This is a genomic window from Pedobacter sp. GW821-FHT01D05 (genome assembly GCF_059422505.1).
Window position 1 is genome coordinate 1,592,558 of the sequence record NZ_JBWKXA010000001.1, and the last position, 13,881, is coordinate 1,606,438.

The 13,881-nt window shown below is 37.4% G+C and carries 17 protein-coding genes; 9 read left to right on the forward strand and 8 right to left on the reverse strand.

Annotated elements, in window-relative coordinates; translation table 11 throughout:
• Positions 1–67 precede the first annotated feature (67 nt).
• The 6 genes from AC07VK_RS06500 (at position 68) to AC07VK_RS06525 (ending at position 3,595) form a co-directional block, all read left to right on the forward strand.
• Positions 68–1,441, forward strand: a complete 1,374-nt coding sequence (locus AC07VK_RS06500) for an exonuclease domain-containing protein (protein ID WP_492959159.1) — start codon at positions 68–70, stop codon at positions 1,439–1,441.
• Between the two features lie 85 nt (positions 1,442–1,526).
• Positions 1,527–1,898: a hypothetical protein gene (locus AC07VK_RS06505; protein ID WP_492952187.1), complete on the forward strand. Its 372-nt coding sequence runs from the start codon at positions 1,527–1,529 to the stop codon at positions 1,896–1,898.
• A gap of 5 nt (positions 1,899–1,903) precedes the next feature.
• Entirely contained in the window at positions 1,904–2,242 is a 339-nt protein-coding gene (locus AC07VK_RS06510) for an MmcQ/YjbR family DNA-binding protein (protein WP_492959161.1), read from the forward strand.
• A 92-nt stretch (positions 2,243–2,334) separates the two neighbouring features.
• Positions 2,335–2,751 carry a VOC family protein gene (locus AC07VK_RS06515; protein WP_492959163.1) on the forward strand — a complete coding sequence of 139 codons (417 nt, stop codon included), beginning with the start codon at positions 2,335–2,337 and terminating at the stop codon, positions 2,749–2,751.
• 89 nt (positions 2,752–2,840) lie between these two features.
• Positions 2,841–3,158, forward strand: coding sequence for an ArsR/SmtB family transcription factor (locus AC07VK_RS06520; protein ID WP_492959165.1), 318 nt, complete (start codon positions 2,841–2,843; stop codon positions 3,156–3,158).
• Between the two features lie 2 nt (positions 3,159–3,160).
• Complete coding sequence (locus AC07VK_RS06525) at positions 3,161–3,595, forward strand: SRPBCC family protein (RefSeq protein WP_492952183.1); 435 nt, start codon at positions 3,161–3,163, stop codon at positions 3,593–3,595.
• Between the two features lie 398 nt (positions 3,596–3,993).
• Here the strand turns inward: AC07VK_RS06525 and bioA are convergent, their stop codons facing one another.
• Genes bioA through AC07VK_RS06540 form a run of 3 tightly spaced genes read right to left on the reverse strand, consistent with a single transcriptional unit; the run spans position 3,994 to position 6,726 of the window.
• Positions 3,994–5,298, reverse strand: coding sequence for an adenosylmethionine--8-amino-7-oxononanoate transaminase (bioA, locus tag AC07VK_RS06530; protein ID WP_492959167.1), 1,305 nt, complete (start codon positions 5,296–5,298; stop codon positions 3,994–3,996).
• A 2-nt stretch (positions 5,299–5,300) separates the two neighbouring features.
• Positions 5,301–5,753 (reverse strand): NUDIX domain-containing protein, encoded by a 453-nt coding sequence (locus AC07VK_RS06535; RefSeq protein ID WP_492952181.1) that lies wholly within the window; start codon positions 5,751–5,753, stop codon positions 5,301–5,303.
• Positions 5,740–6,726, reverse strand: a complete 987-nt coding sequence (locus AC07VK_RS06540; RefSeq protein WP_492959847.1) for a cation diffusion facilitator family transporter — start codon at positions 6,724–6,726, stop codon at positions 5,740–5,742. The genes AC07VK_RS06535 and AC07VK_RS06540 overlap by 14 nt, the downstream gene beginning before the upstream one ends.
• A 114-nt stretch (positions 6,727–6,840) precedes the next feature.
• Between AC07VK_RS06540 and AC07VK_RS06545 the strand changes: the two genes are divergently transcribed.
• Positions 6,841–8,037 carry a pyridoxal phosphate-dependent aminotransferase gene (locus AC07VK_RS06545; RefSeq protein WP_492952180.1) on the forward strand — a complete coding sequence of 399 codons (1,197 nt, stop codon included), beginning with the start codon at positions 6,841–6,843 and terminating at the stop codon, positions 8,035–8,037.
• Between the two features lie 455 nt (positions 8,038–8,492).
• Here the strand turns inward: AC07VK_RS06545 and AC07VK_RS06550 are convergent, their stop codons facing one another.
• On the reverse strand, positions 8,493–9,737 hold the full coding sequence (locus tag AC07VK_RS06550; RefSeq protein WP_492959169.1) for an ABC transporter permease: 1,245 nt from the start codon (positions 9,735–9,737) through the stop codon (positions 8,493–8,495).
• Between the two features lie 200 nt (positions 9,738–9,937).
• Between AC07VK_RS06550 and queA the strand changes: the two genes are divergently transcribed.
• Entirely contained in the window at positions 9,938–10,987 is a 1,050-nt protein-coding gene (gene queA / locus AC07VK_RS06555; protein ID WP_029278727.1) for a tRNA preQ1(34) S-adenosylmethionine ribosyltransferase-isomerase QueA, read from the forward strand.
• Between the two features lie 74 nt (positions 10,988–11,061).
• Complete coding sequence (locus AC07VK_RS06560; protein WP_492959171.1) at positions 11,062–11,727, forward strand: 2-C-methyl-D-erythritol 4-phosphate cytidylyltransferase; 666 nt, start codon at positions 11,062–11,064, stop codon at positions 11,725–11,727.
• A 99-nt stretch (positions 11,728–11,826) separates the two neighbouring features.
• Here the strand turns inward: AC07VK_RS06560 and AC07VK_RS06565 are convergent, their stop codons facing one another.
• The 4 genes from AC07VK_RS06565 to AC07VK_RS06580 all read right to left on the reverse strand — a co-directional run bounded on the left by AC07VK_RS06565 (position 11,827) and on the right by AC07VK_RS06580 (position 13,845).
• Entirely contained in the window at positions 11,827–11,985 is a 159-nt protein-coding gene (locus AC07VK_RS06565) for a lmo0937 family membrane protein (RefSeq protein WP_139180130.1), read from the reverse strand.
• A gap of 175 nt (positions 11,986–12,160) precedes the next feature.
• On the reverse strand, positions 12,161–12,382 hold the full coding sequence (locus AC07VK_RS06570; RefSeq protein WP_010603503.1) for a DUF2795 domain-containing protein: 222 nt from the start codon (positions 12,380–12,382) through the stop codon (positions 12,161–12,163).
• Positions 12,383–12,470: 88 nt separating this feature from the next.
• Positions 12,471–13,019 (reverse strand): cob(I)yrinic acid a,c-diamide adenosyltransferase, encoded by a 549-nt coding sequence (locus AC07VK_RS06575; RefSeq protein WP_492952177.1) that lies wholly within the window; start codon positions 13,017–13,019, stop codon positions 12,471–12,473.
• Positions 13,020–13,086: 67 nt separating this feature from the next.
• On the reverse strand, positions 13,087–13,845 hold the full coding sequence (locus AC07VK_RS06580) for an ABC transporter ATP-binding protein (protein ID WP_057934548.1): 759 nt from the start codon (positions 13,843–13,845) through the stop codon (positions 13,087–13,089).
• Positions 13,846–13,881 lie beyond the last annotated feature (36 nt).

A 13,881-nucleotide genomic window follows, 5' to 3' on the forward strand; every position in this document is an offset into this window, starting at 1 on the left:
AAAGAAATAATCAAAATTATTTTCATACTAATTATTTTAGCATAGATTTGTATTTCAAATTAATTTAATGTTATACGCAGTTGTAGATATCGAAACCACTGGCGGTCATGCCTCAGCAAATGGCATTACCGAGGTTGCCATTAACATACATGATGGTAATGAAATAGTTGAATCTTACACTACCCTAATTAACCCGAAGCAACCTATACCCGTTTACATTACGGCACTTACCGGTATTGATGATAACATGTTATCGGATGCCCCAACCTTTGATGATGTTGCTTTACAGATTTATCAGTTATTAAACGACAAGATTTTTGTAGCGCATAATGTAAACTTCGATTATTCGTTTTTGAAGCATCATTTAGCAGCTGCAGGATATGATTTACAATGCAAAAAGCTGTGTACGGTAAGGTTGAGCAGAAAACTGATTCCTGGTAAATCTTCTTATAGTTTAGGAAAACTTTGTACAGCCTTGCAGATTCCGATTCAAAACCGACATCGGGCAGCTGGAGATGCAGATGCAACCAGTATCCTATTCAATTTATTGCTAGAATACGATCAGGAAGGCATAATAGCAGAAATGCTGAAGAAAACATCGAAAGAACAAGTTTTACCGCCACACTTGGATAAAGCTTCTATCCTGAGGTTACCTCATCAACCTGGTGTATATTATTTTAAAGATAGTAAAGGCAAAATTATTTATGTTGGAAAAGCGAAAGACCTAAAAAAACGCGTAACCAGTCACTTTACAGGTAATACACCTAACCGGCAACGCCAGGATTTTTTACGCACCATTCATCATGTAGACCATGTAATCTGTGGTACCGAACTGATGGCCTTAATTTTAGAAGCCAATGAAATTAAACGCCTTTGGCCCGAAAACAACCGGGCGATGAAACGTTATGAGCATAAATATGATTTATATGTTTTCGAAGATCAAAACGGATATTTGCGTTTAGCCATTGATAAGCATAAAAAAAACAATAATGCCTTTCAGAGTTTCAACAGCTTATTGGAAGGTTATAACTTCTTAAACCAGCTGGTTGATAAGTACCAGCTTTGCGCAAAGCTCTGTTACCTGCAAAAAACGGCTACTAAATGTTATGCACACGAAAATGGGCAATGTTTTGGTGCCTGCAGCGGAATCGAAACTGTAAGTGTTTATAATAAAAAACTAAACACAGCATTGGCCGATATCCAGAAACAACAACCAAGTTTCGCATTGGTGGATGAGGGCAGAAAAGACAACGAGTTTAGCTGTTTGGTTGTAGAGAATGGAAAATTTTATGGAATGGGTTATTTTACAGATAAAAATTACTTATCAGATGGTCTGGCGCCAATCAAAAATGATCTTTCTATCTATCAGTCTAACAGTTACATCTTAAATTTAATTCTGAATTACGCGGAACAACATCCACAGAAATTGTATAAATTGTAGAAAATTTAATGCAATGCGATTAAGGTATTCTGCAATAATCCTACTATTATTACTTTCATCTACTTTGTGTTTTGCACAAAATGTAATGTTCATTGAAAAGAATATTGGGAAGGAAATATATCAAAAAACCGAACATGGTGATACCAGATCTACGTATTTAGGAAAAATAACAGATAAAAACCAAAAAAATCTATTTTATGTAGTTAAAGAATTTAGCCGAGTAAAGGCTGCCGTGGTTTACCACGGAAATAGCTGGCTTATATTTTACAGTCCAAATAAAAAATTCAAAGCCCGGTATCATTTCGGTATGTCCAATGAATTGCCATTTAAGCTGAATACCAATACTCTTTATTTTTACGACACCGATGAAAAACCAGTTAAAGTGTTAACGCTTAAAATTAATAGCCGATTGCCAAGGCAAATATTCAATAGTTCGTCAATTTCTTTTACGCAATAAAGCCGATGGATAGTTTAATTTTTATAGCTCATTGCCTATCTTTTGATGAAGTTATTGAATTGCCGCATTTCGAAAAAATTTCTTTCCGGGTAAATAAAAAGATCTTTGCTACGCTAAATATCCAGAAAAAACAGGCAACATTCAAATTATCGGCAATCGATCAGTCTGTTTTCTGTGATTTTGACCCGAACAGCATACAGCCGGCTACTGGAGCCTGGGGCAAACAGGGTTGGACAATTTTCGACCTAGAAGAACTAGCAGACGAAATGCTTATCGATGCACTTACGCTCTCTTATTGCAACGTAGCGCCTAAAAAACTTTCCGAAAAATACCGCAGAGACTAATTGTCTTAAATCCCCCGCTAACTTTTCGTCTTTGGCATCAATGAGTCCATGCTCAGTTACCTATCTTTACTTGCAACAAAATATAAAACGTTATGATAAAATCACTTTGGATAAACCTTCCGGTAAAAGACATTAACAAGTCTAAAGCATTCTTCACGCAACTCGGTTTTACGCTTAACCTCCAATATGGTGCTCGCAAAGATTCGGCGTGCTTTTTAGTAGGAGAAAGTAATTTAGCGATTATGCTTTTTGAAGAAGCGTTGTACGAAGGTTTTGCAGGAACCAGTATTGCCGATAAACGCCATGGCGGCGAAGTATTATTCTCTTTTGACGCAGAAAGTCCGGAAGAAGTAGATAATCTGGCACAAAAGGTAGTTGCTGCCGGTGGCACACTCTATGGCGAACCTGGCTACAAAGATGGCTGGATGTATGGTTGTGGCTTTGTTGACCTGGATGGTCAAAGATGGAGTATTCTTTATATGGATATGAGTAAAATGCCCTTGGGTTAATTTTTATCATGCAAAAAAAATTAAACCAAATTTGCGTAAGCGATTACTTACATTTATATTTGTAAGCAATCACTTACGCAATTAATTTTATGAGAAGAGATGTATTTCAAGCCATTGCCGATCCTACCCGAAGAGAAATCATCAATCTGATTGCGCATAACACCTTAAATTTAAATGCTATTGCCGAAAATTTCGACATGAGCCGACCTGCCATTTCACAGCACATTAAAGTTTTAACAGAATGCGGTTTGGTACAAATTACCCAACAAGGCCGTGACCGGTACTGTAACATACAATTTCAGAAACTAGCAGAAGTATCTAAATGGGTAGAACAATACCGTACTTTTTGGACAAGCAAATTAGATGCGCTAGAAATACACTTATCAAAAGACACTAAATCAAAATAAAGATGGAAAACGAACCAGTTATTGTAGAAAGAGTGTATAACGCCCCTATCGAAAAAGTTTGGAAAGCTTTAACCGATAATAATGAAATTAAACAATGGTATTTTCAATTAGAAAACTTTAAACCGGAAGTAGGTTTTAAGTTTGAGTTTTCTGGTGGGCCGGATGATGGGCCTCAATATTTACATCTCTGCGAAATAACCGAAATTGTTGAGGGCAGGAAACTGGCCTACACCTGGCGATATGACGGTTATCCAGGCAACTCGGTGGTAAGCTGGGAGTTATTTGAGCAAGGCGAGCAAACCAGGCTGAAATTAACACATAGCGGTATAGAAAGCTTTGCTGAGAACGGGCCAGATTTTGCAAAAACAAGTTTCAATGGTGGCTGGACTTATTTCGTTAATGATGCCCTTAAAAATTATCTGGAACCAGGAGCGTAGTTTCACGCATTCGTCATTTTGAATTATTGTTAAGTCAGATGTTACCACCTGACTTAATAGATATCTAAAGATTTAATGAAGTGTAAGATGGTAACATCTTACACCACAGACATTCGTTAGTGATGCGCTTAAGAATTATCTGGAACCACAAGCGTAGTTTCACGCGTTTCGCCATTTTGAATTATAGTTAAGTAAGGTGGTAACATCTGACTTAATATATATCTAAAGATTTAATGAAGTGTAAGATGGTAACATCTTACACCACAAATAATATATAAAGATTTAATAAGTGTATGATGGTAACATCTTACAACACAGATAAAGGTCTTCGCTTAGACTGACAACCGCCTTAAAGTAAGTTACATAAGTGGCAGCATCTCGCTACGGCCTAAAAGCAGCTATACTTCCTCTAAAGCCGATTTTATGACAGCATAAATATAATCGAGATCTTCATCGCTGATTACATATGGTGGGAGGATATAGATAATATTGCCCAATGGCCTCAGTATAATTCCCTTTTCTAAGAAGTACGCATACAGTAAATTACGGAGATTACTTAAATAAGAAGTTTCATTCCCGGTCTCCCATTCAATTGCAATAATTGTTCCTGTTTGCCTAATGGCCTTAACTTTAGCATGTGCTTCAATTTCTTTAAGAAAAATAGCATGTTTGGCCTCTATCCGTTTAATATTCTGAAGTGTTTCACTTTTTAACAAAATATCCAAACTCGCCAGAGAAGCTACACAAGCAATCGGATTCGCTGTAAAAGAGTGTCCGTGGTAGAGCGTTTTTAATTTATCATCACTTAAAAATGCTTCAAAAATCTCGTTCGTACAGGTGGTTACTCCTAATGGCATTGTTCCACCTGTTAAACCTTTACTTAAACAGATAATATCAGGCTTATTAGTTAATTTCTCACAAGCGAAGTAAGTTCCTGTCCTACCGAAACCTGTCATCACTTCATCAGCAATGGTTAAAATTGCTGCTTCTTTACAGGCAGATAAAAGTTGATCCAAATATTTAGCTTCGTACATCAACATTCCACCCGATCCTAGAATGAGTGGTTCGAAGATAAAACAAGCGGTATCTTTAAGATTTGAGATATGAGATATAAGATCTGAGATGTTGTACTCATTTGGAAGATCTATAAACTCGACATCGAATAATAGACTGTTAAAAGCGTCCGTAAAAATACTGCGGCCGCTAACAGACATGGCGCCAAAAGTATCGCCATGATAAGCATTTTTAAAGGCTAAAATCTTCGTTTTTGGTGTGCCCTTATTGTCCCAGTATTGCAGGCACATTTTTAAGGCTACCTCTACTGCCGTTGATCCGTTATCGGTATAAAAAACTTTATCTTGTTTGCCGGGCAATATGGGCAAAAGCCTTTCTGCAAGTAGTACAGCGGGCTCGTGTGTAAAACCTGCAAAAATCACGTGTTCAAGCACATTGAGCTGTTCAGCTACTTTTTGTGCAATATAAGGGTGTGAATGGCCATGAATATTCACCCACCAGGATGAAACTGCATCGATATACCTTTTTCCATTCTCATCAAAAACGTACACCCCTTCTCCCCTAACAATTGGGATATGGGGCAGTGCATTTTTCATTTGGGTATAGGGATGCCAGATTACCTTTTGATCTCGTTCGGTTAAATTGAGTTGAGCATTTGGAGTATGGAATTTGGACGAATCGGGTATCATGATTATAATTTAACTGAATATTGATTTTTTAAAAGCTGGCCTACGGTTTTATCTGTTTTAAAGGTAATATCCTCTATATTTAAATCTTCAATTTTCACCCACCTGAAAGCCTGAAGAATTTCACCATCTCCATCAAAATCATAAATAACATCTTTAAAGGCCAACTGCAAAGGCGCTTTTTCTTTAACGATATAATACACACTAATGACCTGGCTATCGTTAAATGACGATTTTTCAAAAAAATCTGTGGTATAAAAATGAGATAATACTTCAATTTCAGCATCACACTCTTCCATAAACTCACGTTTTAATCCATCAATTAAGCCTTCACCAAGTTCTAAGCCACCCCCCGGAAACTTACTGAAACGAAAGCCATATTCTTCCTCATCACTTACCAAAACCTCATTATTCTGGTTAATTAACAATCCATAAACCCTAACATTAAAGTAGCTCATTTTCGAAATGCTTTTTATTTTTGATTACTATTTCTGGTGTCCATACAATTTCCTTTTTAAAGGCCTCTGCCCTCACCGGGCATTCACTCATGTGGCAATAATGGCAACATTCAGGCAAACATGGATCTGCATGAATAAAGAGCTCTGCTTTGCGGAAGCCGTTTTTATTGATCAGTTCATCAATCTGTGAAATTTCACGGTGAACTTTATTTAAATCAAAATAATAAGGCAATGTTACATGGCAATCGATATGAAATTCAGGGCCGTATTGCTGGGTACGCAGATTATGTACATCAATCCACGGGTTATGCCTGTTCTTTTGTAAAACAGCTACTACTTCTTCAACAAGCGTAAAATCACTTTCATCCATTAATCCTCCTACAGAACCCCGGGTAAGCTTATAACCAGAATAAATAATATAAAAGCCAACCAAAAAAGAAAGGAAGCTATCCAGCCAAATAATATTTGTTAGCTGAATTAATATTAAGCCAGCAACAATCGCTGCGCTGGTGTAGGTATCAGTTAATAAATGTTTACCATCAGCCTGCAATGTAACAGAATGCTCATCTTTACCTACATTTATGAGGTATAGGCCTACAATAAGATTAATCAGGCCTGTGATACCAATTATCAGCGTTCCTGTTAATAGTTCCCCTACCAAATGAGGATAGATCAGGTTGTACGAAGATTTGAAAATAATAACCACTCCCGCAATTAAAATCAATATCCCCTCAACAAAGGCCGAGAAAAACTCAACTTTTCCATGCCCATAAGGATGGTTTTCATCGCGGGGCTGCGTACTGAGGTAAATGCTATAAAAAGCAAAACTTCCTGCTATTACATTTACAATGCTCTCCGCTGCATCTGTTAAGATGGCGTTTGAACCCGTAATAAAGTACGCAACAAATTTGGCCAACATCAGTACCACACTCACCACCAGAGAAATTATTATTGCTTTCTTTTTTACCGACACCGGGATATTTTTTTTCAAAAATACGCTTATCGAATAAATTAAATAAGAAAAACTATGTCTTTTTTAGTGCAGAATAATATTTGGTTTATATATTTGCGCTCAAAGTAATTAACCATGAGCACCTTATCCAAAAGAATCAACAGTCTATCTGAATCTGCAACCCTTAAAATGACCAAACTTGGCCGCGAATTAGCGTCTAAGGGCATTAACATCATTAGTTTAAGCGTTGGTGAACCCGATTTCAACACACCCGACCACGTAAAAAATGCTGCTAAAAAGGCATTAGACGAAAATTATACACGTTATTCGCCAGTACCGGGCTATCCCGACCTGCGCCAAGCAATCGTTAATAAGTTAAAAACAGAAAACAATCTGGATTACGATATTTCTCAGATCGTTGTTTCAACAGGTGCAAAACAATCTTTATCGAATGTTATTTTAACTTTGATTGATCCGGATGATGAAGTAATCATCCCAACACCTTACTGGGTTTCTTACTCAGAAATGGTAACCCTTGCAGAAGGAAAATCTGTTTTTATCGATACAGATATTGAAAGTAATTTCAAAATTACGCCAGCACAATTAGAAGCAGCCATTACGCCGAAATCGAAATTGTTTATGTTTTCTTCGCCTTGTAACCCAACAGGATCAGTTTACAGTAAAGAAGAATTAGCCGCGCTGGTTGCCGTATTCGAAAAACACCCTAATATCTATATCTTATCTGATGAGATTTATGAGCACATTAACTTCGTTGATAAACATGAGTCTATTGCTCAATTCGATAGCATTAAAGACCGTGTAATCATTGTTAACGGTTTCTCTAAAGCTTTCGCTATGACAGGTTGGAGATTAGGTTACATTGCCGCCAATAAAGAGATTGCAGCCGCTAACGATAAACTACAAGGACAAACAACCTCTGGAACATGTTCTATTGCACAAAGAGCCGGAATTGTTGCTTACGAGCAAGGTTTAGCCAGTGTTTTAGAAATGAAAGAAGCATTTTTACGCCGTAGAGAATTGGTTTACAATTTATTAAACGAAATTCCAGGTGTTAAAACAAATCTTCCAGATGGGGCATTTTACTTTTTCCCGGAAATAAGCGCTTTCTTCGGTAAAAAAGATGCTGATGGAAACGTAATTAAAGATTCTTCAGACTTAGCTTTATATTTATTAAACGTTGGTCATGTAGCAACTGTTGGTGGCGATTCGTTTGGTAACAACAACTACATCCGTTTATCTTACGCAGCATCTGACGAGAGTTTGGTTGAAGCATTAAGAAGAATTAAAGAAGCTTTAGGTAAATTGGCTTAATCAATTTGCAGTTAGCGGTTTTCAGTTAACTTTATATAAAGAAAAACCCCTCGCTAATTAAATTTAGCGAGGGGTTTTTCTTTTATGTTATCATCATCCTCGTTTATAACGAGGATGAAAGAGAAAGGCGATTTTATCGCCAAAAGTATTTTTTTTTGATTCAACATCCTCACATTGCAAATGTGGACCTCACGAATCCTCGTTATAAACGAGGACTATAGAATTTCTAATCGACGAGGTTTATTAACCATTTTTTTCCTAGTGGTTGGTGTCACACCGACCACAACACTTTTTTTAAATAATTTGGAAATGAAAGCCAGCATTTCACCGGAGCACCCAGTCCTTCTTTCCGCTACAAATCCTCGCAGCCCTGCGGGCTTTCCACTGCAATAAGGTTTATTAACTACCGCAAGTGCAGTAAACTGCCGATTGAGAACTAAAAACTGCCCACTTAATTAACTTCTAATCGCCTCTACCGGATCCAATCTTGATGCTGAATATGCTGGCCAAAAACCAGAGATAGTGCCGATGATTATCGATATGCCGATACCTAAGGCAATATTGTTCAAGCCCAGTATAATGTGAAAATCAGTGGCCGCACCAATGCCCAAAGCGAGCAGAAAGACCAGTAATAAGCCCAGCAAACCACCTAAAATACAAAGCGAAATCGATTCGAATATAAATTGAAGCAGGATAAAATAATTTTTTGCACCCAAAGATTTTTGAATACCAATAATATTGGTCCGTTCCTTAACCGATACAAACATGATATTGGCAATACTGAAACCACCAACCAGGATCGAAAACCCACCAATTACCCAACCGGCAATATTTACCATTTTAAACATCGAATCTAACTGGTTAGAAATAATGGTGGTTTTATTTAATGCAAAATCTTCTTCCTGGCCAGGTCTGATTCTGTGGATGGAGCGCATTAAACCTTTCAATTCGCTTTCTACCTCTTCTAGATTCACATTATCTTTACCACGAACTGTAATTTGCGGACCATAACGCTCGTTTTGGATATCTAAAACACCTTTCGCAAAAGCAATCGGAATATTTACATTTTTATCGAGAGAAGTACCTAACATATCTTCTCCTTCTTTTTTGAAAACACCAACAACGGTTAATCTTCTTCCTAAAATCTGTACCTGTTTACCCACTGGCGCATCACCATCAAAAAGTCCGTCGGCTATATCAGAACCTAAAATACAAACAGGTGAGCCGTTTTTACTCTCATTTTCGGTAAAATACCGGCCGTCCTGAAGTTCGAAATTCCAGGTTTTATTAAAATCGTGCGATGCTGCCCACACCGAAATCCCTTCTACTGAGTTACTTCTGTATTTGATCGTCCTATCGTTAGTCGATATTTCGAATGTAACACCTTGTGCATTTTCAATTCTCTCGCGGAGTGCTTCAAAATCGCGCAATGAAGGCTGAGGGCGGTTCATATATTTCCACCAGGGATAATTATCGCCAAAACTCCAGGGCCATTTTTGAATATAAATGGTGTTAGAGCCCAGTTTATCTACACTGGACTGCAATTTACCGCGAAAGGTATCTACTGCGGAGAATACAGCAATAATGGTAAAAATACCAATTGTTATAGCCAAAAGCGATAACATGGTACGTAATTTATTCTGGCGCAACGCATCAAATGCAAAACGGAAACTCTCGCCTATCAGCCTAAAGATTATCATAATTAAAGGTTAGATGCAAAGCTTTTCAAAAGGTTACAGCTTATCTTCAAAACTAATTAATTTTATGTCTACAATGCATTAATCGCCCTGTATTATTTGATTTAAAATGATTAAAACATAATATACATAAATTGCGTTTGATAAAATACGAAAAAGAAAAATTAAATTCGTATTTTTGCACCTCAAAAAATTCATCAAGAATGAAATTATCACAATTCAAATTCAACTTACCTGAATCATTAGTAGCCAACAATCCGGCAGAACAACGCGACGAGGCTCGTCTAATGGTTTTACACAAAGACAGCGGTAAAATTGAACATAAAATTTTTAAAGACGTTTTAGGTTATTTCGATGACAAAGACGTTATGATATTAAATAACACTAAGGTTTTCCCTGCCCGTTTATATGGAAATAAAGAGAAAACCGGTGCAACCATCGAGGTTTTCTTGCTACGTGAATTAAACAAGGAATTACGTTTATGGGATGTTTTGGTAGATCCTGCACGTAAAATCCGCGTAGGTAATAAATTATATTTTGGCGACGACGATTTATTGGTTGCTGAGGTTGTAGATAACACCACATCACGTGGCCGTACCATCCGTTTCTTATTTGAAGGTACTGACGAAGAATTTAGAAAAAATGTTGAAATTTTAGGCGAAACCCCACTTCCTAAATACATTAAACGTAAAGCTACTGCCGAAGATAAAGAACGTTATCAAACCATTTTTGCTAAGCACGAAGGTGCCGTAGCTGCTCCAACTGCAGGTTTACACTTTAGTCGTGAGCTAATGAAACGCCTTGAACTTAAAGGTATAGAATTTGCTGAAGTAACTTTACACGTTGGTTTAGGAACCTTCAGAACTGTGGAGGTTGAAGACTTAACCAAACACAAAATGGATTCTGAGCAGTTTATCATCGAACAAAAAGATGCGAACATTGTAAACAAGGCTTTAGAGGAAAAAAGAAAAATCTGTGCGGTAGGTACTACTTCAATGCGTGCTATCGAATCGGCTGTTTCTGCGAACAGAACATTAAAATCGGCTAACGATTGGACCAGTAAGTTTATCTTCCCTCCTTACGATTTCAGTATTGCAAACTCAATGATTACCAATTTCCATACGCCAGAATCTACTTTATTGATGATGGTAAGTGCATTTGGTGGATATGAAAACGTAATGAATGCTTACGAAGTTGCAGTAAAAGAAAAATATAAATTCTACAGCTATGGCGATGCCATGCTAATTATATAGATTTGAGTGTTGAGATGTGAGATTTGAGTTAATTCAAGTCTCATATCTCAAATCTATAATCTCATCTCTTAAATATGAAATACTACGCTATAATTGTAGCAGGCGGTTCTGGCAATCGGATGCAAACGGAAACCCCAAAACAATTTCTACTGCTCAAAAATCTTCCGGTTTTGATGCATACCATAAAAGCTTTTGCACAAAGCGATACCCAACCTAAAATTTTATTGGTACTGAACAAAGATCAGCAAGCATACTGGACCCGGTTGTGTGAAGAATTTAATTTCCATGTACCGCACCAGGTTATTGATGGCGGCACGGAGCGTTTTCACTCTGTGAAAAATGCAATCCATGCCATCGAAGAAGAAAGTTATGTTGCCATTCACGATGCCGTGCGTCCACTGGTTTCCAAATCTCTTATCGACAGCTGTTTTAATGAGGCTGAGCTACAGGGAAACGTTATTGCAGCAGTACAGTCGAGCGATAGCGTACGCTTGCTTAGAGACGATAAAACCACAGCATTAAAACGGGATGAAATCTATTTAGTACAAACGCCACAAACTTTTAGCCACAGCATTCTAAAAGAAGCGTACAACCAAGCGTTCAATACTCATTTTACAGATGATGCAAGTGTGGTAGAATCTATTGGTTATGAGATTAATATCATCGAAGGAGAAAGAGGGAATATTAAAATCACTTATCCAATCGATTTAGAGCTTGCCGAATTGTTGTTAAAAAATTAAATATAAAAAAGGAGTTTCAAAAATGAAACTCCTTTTTTAATCCATCTATTTCAAAGTGTTCCCTACTTCTAAACCAATGAATATCGGTGCGATATATTTTTACGCAGCCCGGCCAATTACTTTAAGCAGAATTGCAATAACTGCGATTACCAGTAAAACGTGGATTATACCGCCAACGTCGCCGAAGCCGTGAAATATAAATCCGATTACCCAGAGTATTACCAATACTACTGCGACTAAATACAATAAATTTCCCATAGTGTTAATTTTTTAGCAATGTTATATTATTGATGTATTAACACTCGGCTTTTCGGTTTTGTTTAAAAAATGTAATTATTTTATTAGTGTCGCTGGGCGCAGGGAATGAAATGGAAAGATGAAGACATAAAAAAACCTCCCGGTTACCTGGAGGTTTTTTATAGTTTTCTAATGCTTAGTATTCGTCCTCGTTGAAGAAGAAATCTTCTTTAGTTGGATAATCTGGCCAAATTTCCTCAATGGTTTCATAAGGTTCGCCATCATCTTCTAATGCCTGTAAGTTTTCAATTACTTCTACTGGGGCACCAGAGCGGATACCATAATCAATTAATTCGTCTTTAGTTGCAGGCCATGGTGCGTCTTCCAAGTGCGATGCTAATTCTAATGTCCAATACATATCTTCAATTCAATTAAATTCTTGTTCTTATTATTATTGCGCAAAGTATATTAAAATTTTTGAGCAAAACAAACTTATTTTTCCACTATTAAACCCGCGGAATCCAAATGTTTTCTTCCGCTTTAAAATACACGGTCAGTTTTCGTGCCAAAACGAATAAATAATCGCTTAAACGATTCAAATAAACTGTTACACGCTCATCTACAAAGCTATTTTCTGCAAGTTCAACTGTAAGTCGTTCTGCCCTTCTACAAACGCATCTAGCAATATGGCAGTAAGAAACTACAGTATTTCCGCCAGGTAAAATAAAATGTTTTAAAGCAGGCAGCGTTTCATTCATCAGATCCATCTCATTTTCCAGCAAGGTAATATCAGTATCGTGCAGATCGGGGATCTTCATTTTAGATTTCTCTGGATCGGCCGCAAGCGATGAGCCAACAGTAAATAACCTATCCTGAATTTCTTTTAGTAGTTTCTGATCATGCGCATCAATATCCTGACACATAATTAAACCTATGTACGAATTTAACTCGTCAACAGTTCCATAGGTTTCGATCCGTAAATGATATTTAGGCACACGGGTACCACCTATGAGTGATGTTTGGCCCTTATCACCAGTTTTAGTGTAGATTTTCATACCCCCTGCCCCCTTAAGGGGGAATAATATGGTTAGTCCTAAAAGTCCCCTTTAGGGGATTTAGGGGTTAATTAATTTTCTCCCAATCGCTGCCCGTATCTTTCAAAGCCTGCAAACGTGGAGATACATTTTTTATATCTGTATTTAAATAATCGTTTTCAATCAAACCATCACGCATACGTACAATACGGTGAGCGTGCTGCGCAATGTCTTCCTCATGCGTAACCAGAATAATGGTGTTTCCTTTACTGTGGATTTCTTCCAGCAGGCCCATTATCTCAATTGATGTTTTGGTATCTAAGTTACCTGTTGGCTCATCGGCCAAAATAATAGATGGATTATTGATCAAAGCCCTGGCTACGGCCACACGTTGACGTTGACCGCCCGATAGCTCATTTGGCTTATGATCCATACGATTGCCTAAGCCTACATTTTCTAACGCTTTAGCTGCTCTTGCATCCCTGTCCTTTTTACTTGTTCCGGCATAAATTAAAGGTAAGGCAACATTATCTAAAGATGTTGAGCGTGGCAATAAGTTAAAGGTTTGAAAAACGAAACCGATTTCCTGGTTGCGCACTTCTGCCAAGGCATCATCACTCATGTGACTTACATTGGTTCCATTTAAAACATAGGTTCCGCTTGAAGGTGTATCTAAACAGCCTAAAATATTCATCAGGGTTGATTTACCAGAACCAGAAGGTCCCATCAATGCTACGAATTCGCCTTTATTGATATCTAAAGAAACTGATTTTAAAGCGTGAATCACTTCAGATCCAATAACATATTTACGGCCAATTTCTTTTATAGTGATGAGTGGTTTCTCCATGTTTTTTCTTTTTTAGACAAGCGTAAAGGGTAAGAT

Excerpts from the sequence above, each read along its gene's own strand:
- AC07VK_RS06500 (WP_492959159.1), top strand. The coding sequence starts at position 68 with ATGTTATACGCAGTTGTAGATATCGAAACCACTGGCGGTCATGCCTCA.
- AC07VK_RS06505 (WP_492952187.1), top strand. The coding sequence starts at position 1,527 with ATGTTCATTGAAAAGAATATTGGGAAGGAAATATATCAAAAAACCGAA.
- AC07VK_RS06510 (WP_492959161.1), top strand. The coding sequence starts at position 1,904 with ATGGATAGTTTAATTTTTATAGCTCATTGCCTATCTTTTGATGAAGTT.
- AC07VK_RS06515 (WP_492959163.1), top strand. The coding sequence starts at position 2,335 with ATGATAAAATCACTTTGGATAAACCTTCCGGTAAAAGACATTAACAAG.
- AC07VK_RS06520 (WP_492959165.1), top strand. The coding sequence starts at position 2,841 with ATGAGAAGAGATGTATTTCAAGCCATTGCCGATCCTACCCGAAGAGAA.
- AC07VK_RS06525 (WP_492952183.1), top strand. The coding sequence starts at position 3,161 with ATGGAAAACGAACCAGTTATTGTAGAAAGAGTGTATAACGCCCCTATC.
- bioA (WP_492959167.1), bottom strand. The coding sequence starts at position 5,298 with ATGATACCCGATTCGTCCAAATTCCATACTCCAAATGCTCAACTCAAT.
- AC07VK_RS06535 (WP_492952181.1), bottom strand. The coding sequence starts at position 5,753 with ATGAGCTACTTTAATGTTAGGGTTTATGGATTGTTAATTAACCAGAAT.
- AC07VK_RS06545 (WP_492952180.1), top strand. The coding sequence starts at position 6,841 with ATGAGCACCTTATCCAAAAGAATCAACAGTCTATCTGAATCTGCAACC.
- AC07VK_RS06550 (WP_492959169.1), bottom strand. The coding sequence starts at position 9,737 with ATGATAATCTTTAGGCTGATAGGCGAGAGTTTCCGTTTTGCATTTGAT.
- queA (WP_029278727.1), top strand. The coding sequence starts at position 9,938 with ATGAAATTATCACAATTCAAATTCAACTTACCTGAATCATTAGTAGCC.
- AC07VK_RS06560 (WP_492959171.1), top strand. The coding sequence starts at position 11,062 with ATGAAATACTACGCTATAATTGTAGCAGGCGGTTCTGGCAATCGGATG.
- AC07VK_RS06565 (WP_139180130.1), bottom strand. The coding sequence starts at position 11,985 with ATGGGAAATTTATTGTATTTAGTCGCAGTAGTATTGGTAATACTCTGG.
- AC07VK_RS06570 (WP_010603503.1), bottom strand. The coding sequence starts at position 12,382 with ATGTATTGGACATTAGAATTAGCATCGCACTTGGAAGACGCACCATGG.
- AC07VK_RS06575 (WP_492952177.1), bottom strand. The coding sequence starts at position 13,019 with ATGAAAATCTACACTAAAACTGGTGATAAGGGCCAAACATCACTCATA.
- AC07VK_RS06580 (WP_057934548.1), bottom strand. The coding sequence starts at position 13,845 with ATGGAGAAACCACTCATCACTATAAAAGAAATTGGCCGTAAATATGTT.